The organism is Sulfurihydrogenibium yellowstonense SS-5, assembly GCF_000173615.1.
In the GTDB taxonomy this organism is placed as follows: domain Bacteria; phylum Aquificota; class Aquificia; order Aquificales; family Hydrogenothermaceae; genus Sulfurihydrogenibium; species Sulfurihydrogenibium yellowstonense.
In genome coordinates this window covers 1-3,994 of the sequence record NZ_ABZS01000160.1, presented here as the reverse complement: position 1 = coordinate 3,994, position 3,994 = coordinate 1, and the positions used below count along the sequence as shown (strand labels likewise).

The window sequence follows — 3,994 nt, the reverse complement described above, 5'->3', positions numbered from 1 at the left end:
ACCAAAACTCTCTCTTCATTTAAAAGTGCGTTTATTAAAGAGGACTTTCCTGCGTTTGGCTTTCCAACGATAGCAACTTTTATGTAATCTCTTTTTTCTTCTTTTTCTTCCTCTTCTTGAATTTCTTTTTCATACTCCGGAATATACTCAACAACTTTATCCAACAACTCCGCTAAACCAAGTTTTTGAATGGTAGATATGGAAATAATATTCTCAAATCCAAGCTCATAAAATTCATACGCTAATTTTTCTTTCTCCGTGTCATCAATTTTATTAACTGCTACAATGACAGGTTTTTCAGTTCTATGAAGAATGTTTGCAATCTCTTTATCAAGCGGAGTTAATCCTTGTTTTCCATCAACAACAAAAATAAACAGGTCTGATAATTCAAGCTCTTTTTCAACCTGTTTTCTTATGTATGGAGCGAATTTATCTTCATCGCCGGTGATATACCCGCCAGTATCCACCACTTCGAATTTTACACCCCTCCATTCTGCAGTAGATACAATTCTATCTCTGGTTACACCGGGTACATCCTCTACGATGGCTTTTCTTTGTCCTATGATTCTGTTAAACAATGAAGATTTACCGACGTTTGGTCTTCCTACTATTGCGACTCTAAACATTATTTCTCCTGCGTTTTCAACGACTATTTATTTTGTGCTAAAATTTTGAAGGTATATATTTTATCACAATAGCAAACTTTTAAAGAGGTGTTGCCATGACTACAAAAACTGTCAGTAAAGAAGAGCTAAAATCATTATACGAGAAAGATTTCTACAGGTGGATAATAGAAAACGTAGAACTTCTTAAAAACAAAGAGTTTGATTTGGTAGATTGGGACAATGTGATAGAGGAGCTTGAGAGTATGGGAAGAAGCGAACTTAGAAGTGTAATTAGTTTTATGGCTGTAATTTTGGAGCATCTTTATAAATGGGAGAACTTTAGAGAAAATGAGAACATGGGAGATAGCTGGATTGATAGTATAGATAATGCTAGGACAGAATTAGATTATTTATTTAGCGATAGCCCTTCGTTAAGAAGAAAAGTTCAGGAAGGGGTAGATTTAGCATGGAAAAATGCTGTTAAGAGACTTGTTAGATGGTTTGAAAAACCGTTAAACGAAAAATTAGCCAAAAAATACTTTGGCAAATTACCGACGGAAAAAAACTTTCCGGAAAAGTGTCCGTATTCGTTTGACGATATTTTAAATTATAAACCATGGAAAAAAAACTCGGAGGAGTAACAATGATTACAAAAAATGTCAGCAAAGAAGAGCTAAAAACATTATACGAGAAAGACTTTGTTTTGTGGGTTGAAAAAAATTTAAGACTTCTTAAAGAGAAACAGTTTGATGAAGTGGATTGGGAAAATCTTTTAGAGGAAATAGAAGATATGGGCAGGAGACATTTAGAGAGTGTAATTAGTTTTATGGCTGTAATTTTGGAGCATCTTTATAAATGGGAGAATTTTAGAGAAAATGAAAACATGGGAAATAGTTGGGTTTGAAGTATTATTAATTCAAGAGCTAAGTTGGAAAAATTATTTATAGAAATACCATCTCTTAAACATAAAGCACCCAATGAATTAGAAACTGCTTGAAAATATGCAGTAATAGACTTAATATCTTGGTTCAAAAAACCAGAAAATACACATTTAGCAAACAAATATTTTGGAAGAGAACCAACGGTTATAAATTTTCCGGAAAAATGTCCATACACTTTCCAGCAGATTTTAGAATACGAACCATGGAAAAAGAACAAGGAGGAGTAATAATGATTATGAAAACTATCAGTAAAGAAGAGCTAAAATCGTTATACGAGAAAGATTACTACCAGTGGATAATAGAAAACGTAGAACTTCTCAAAAACAAAGAGTTTGATTTGGTAGATTGGGACAATGTGATAGAGGAGCTTGAGAGTATGGGAAGAAGTGAGCTTAGAAGTGTAATTAGTTTTATGGCTATTATCTTAGAGCATCTTTATAAATGGGAGAATTTTAGAGAAAATGAAAATATGGGAGATAGCTGGGTTAGAAGCATTCTTTCATCAAGAAATCGGATTTATGACTTATTTGAAGAAAGCCCCTCATTAAAGAATAAAGCAAAAGAAGAAATTGAATTAGTTTGGAAAAGTGCAGTTAGAAGATTGATTAACTGGTTTAAATATCCAGAAAATGCACATTTAGCAAACAAATATTTTGGAAGGAAGCCAACAGAAAAAGATTTTCCGGAAAAATGTCCATATACTTTTAATCAGATTTTAGAATATGAACCATGGGAGGAAGAGAATGTTTAAAGAAACACCAATGATTGCACTGCCTATAACAGACAAAGATTTAGAAAACACATTAAACAATGCAAAATTAAATTATATTGATATTATTGAACTTCGTATAGACCAATTTGAAAACAAAGAATTAAATCACATAAAAGAAGTGGCCAATAAAGTTAAGTCTTATGATTTTTATACCATCGCAACCGTAAGAAGTAAGTTAGAAGGAGGGTCAGATATGCCGGATTCTGAAAGATTGAAAATCTTCAATGCTGTTATTGATTTTGTTGATATCATAGATATAGAGTACACATCAACAAACATAAAAGAAAAAGTTAAAGAAATTGCCAAAAACAAAGGTAAATTGCTTTTAATGTCTTGTCATGATTTTGAAAAAACACCGTCAGAAGATGAAATCCAAAAATTAATTGATGACTGTAAAGCTCAAGGAGCAGATATAGTAAAGTATGCCTTTAAAGCCAATAGCTTTGAAGATGTGGCAAGGGTGATGTGTATTACTAATAAAAATAAAGATAAAAATATTGTTGCTATATCAATGGGAGAGATTGGTAAAATTACGAGAGTGGCTGGATTTGTATTTGGAAGTTTGATAACATATACATATATAGGGCAATCTTTCGCACCAGGTCAAATAGAAGTTAAAAAACTAAATGAATTAATAGAATTTTTCAAAGGAGGTTAAACATGGCTTTAAGGTATTCAGTTGATATACCACTTGGAACAAGAATGCCAGACTTTGAACTAAGAGACCCATTCGGTAATGTTTATAAAAGTGATGACCTGTATGGTGAAAAAGGGTTATTGGTAGTCTTTACTTGCAATCACTGCCCTTATGCTATTGCTGTGTGGCCAAGACTGATAAGATTGTCTAAATACGCAAAAGAACTTGGCATAAATACAGTTGCAATAAATCCAAATAAACATCCAAACTACCCAGAAGATGCACCGGAGAAAATGATAGAAAAGATAAAAGAATGGGAAATTCCATTTCCTTACCTAATAGACGAAACTCAAGAAGTAGCAAAAGCTTTTAAAGCACAGTGTACACCAGATATTTATCTATTTGATAGAGACCATAAGCTTGTATATCATGGAAGAATTGATGATAATTGGCAAGATGAATCAAAAGTTACAAAAGAAGAATTAAAAGAAGCGATTACAAACTTAGCAGAAGGAAAACCAATAAACCCGGTTCAGTATCCTTCAATGGGATGTTCTATAAAATGGAGAGAATAAGGTTTTAAATTACGTCGCTTAAGAAATTCAGTAAAAGTAAGGGATTTTTCGCCGGTTGCAGAATGACTAATAAGGTTACACTAAAACTGTTCCAAAAAATCCTAATAGTCATTTTGAGCTAAGCGAAGAATCTCATTTTTCCTTATTTTAAAAGAGGAAATCCTTCGGCTTACGGCCTTAGGATGGCAGGGAAAGGCAAGCTTACCAGAATTTTGGAACACTCTTATTTTTCCACTTAACATTTAACATAGAACATCCTGAACGAAGTGAAGGATCTAATGATTTAATTTATTTTAAAAGTAAGGACGCAATAACAGGAGATACTCCGCCGTCTGCAGAATGACTATATGGATTTGATGCGGATTTTTACAAGCAGAATCAATTTAAACTTTAAAAATCAAATGGTAATGTAAATGTAATTTCTCCAGACCTTGCATTGTTTTCAAAGAATTTAATTACAAAAG

5 protein-coding genes and 1 pseudogene are annotated in these 3,994 nt (G+C 32.6%); 5 read left to right on the top strand and 1 reads right to left on the bottom strand.

Going from position 1 to position 3,994, the window contains the following annotated elements; translation table 11 throughout:
- Positions 1-626: GTPase (locus SULYE_RS06740; protein WP_007547825.1), on the bottom strand; the 626-nt coding region annotated here is incomplete at its 3' end.
- Positions 627-721: 95 nt separating this feature from the next.
- Here SULYE_RS06740 and SULYE_RS06735 point away from each other — a divergent pair.
- From SULYE_RS06735 to SULYE_RS06715, 5 genes and pseudogenes are all read left to right on the top strand, one after another.
- The gene (locus tag SULYE_RS06735) at positions 722-1,246 is read left to right on the top strand and encodes a DUF29 domain-containing protein (protein WP_007547823.1); all 525 of its coding nucleotides are present in this window, start codon (positions 722-724) and stop codon (positions 1,244-1,246) included.
- Positions 1,247-1,248: 2 nt separating this feature from the next.
- A pseudogene (locus SULYE_RS06730) lies at positions 1,249-1,773 on the top strand (DUF29 domain-containing protein).
- Between the two features lie 2 nt (positions 1,774-1,775).
- Positions 1,776-2,297 carry a DUF29 domain-containing protein gene (locus SULYE_RS06725; RefSeq protein WP_007547819.1) on the top strand — a complete coding sequence of 174 codons (522 nt, stop codon included), beginning with the start codon at positions 1,776-1,778 and terminating at the stop codon, positions 2,295-2,297.
- Positions 2,290-2,976: a type I 3-dehydroquinate dehydratase gene (gene aroD / locus SULYE_RS06720; RefSeq protein WP_007547817.1), complete on the top strand. Its 687-nt coding sequence runs from the start codon at positions 2,290-2,292 to the stop codon at positions 2,974-2,976. Before SULYE_RS06725 ends, aroD begins: the two co-directional genes overlap by 8 nt.
- A gap of 2 nt (positions 2,977-2,978) precedes the next feature.
- On the top strand, positions 2,979-3,530 hold the full coding sequence (locus tag SULYE_RS06715) for a thioredoxin family protein (protein WP_007547816.1): 552 nt from the start codon (positions 2,979-2,981) through the stop codon (positions 3,528-3,530).
- Positions 3,531-3,994: the final 464 nt, after the last annotated feature.

Coding starts and splice junctions, on each gene's coding strand:
- aroD (WP_007547817.1), top strand. CDS start 2,290: ATGTTTAAAGAAACACCAATGATTGCACTGCCTATAACAGACAAAGAT.
- SULYE_RS06715 (WP_007547816.1), top strand. CDS start 2,979: ATGGCTTTAAGGTATTCAGTTGATATACCACTTGGAACAAGAATGCCA.
- SULYE_RS06735 (WP_007547823.1), top strand. CDS start 722: ATGACTACAAAAACTGTCAGTAAAGAAGAGCTAAAATCATTATACGAG.
- SULYE_RS06725 (WP_007547819.1), top strand. CDS start 1,776: ATGATTATGAAAACTATCAGTAAAGAAGAGCTAAAATCGTTATACGAG.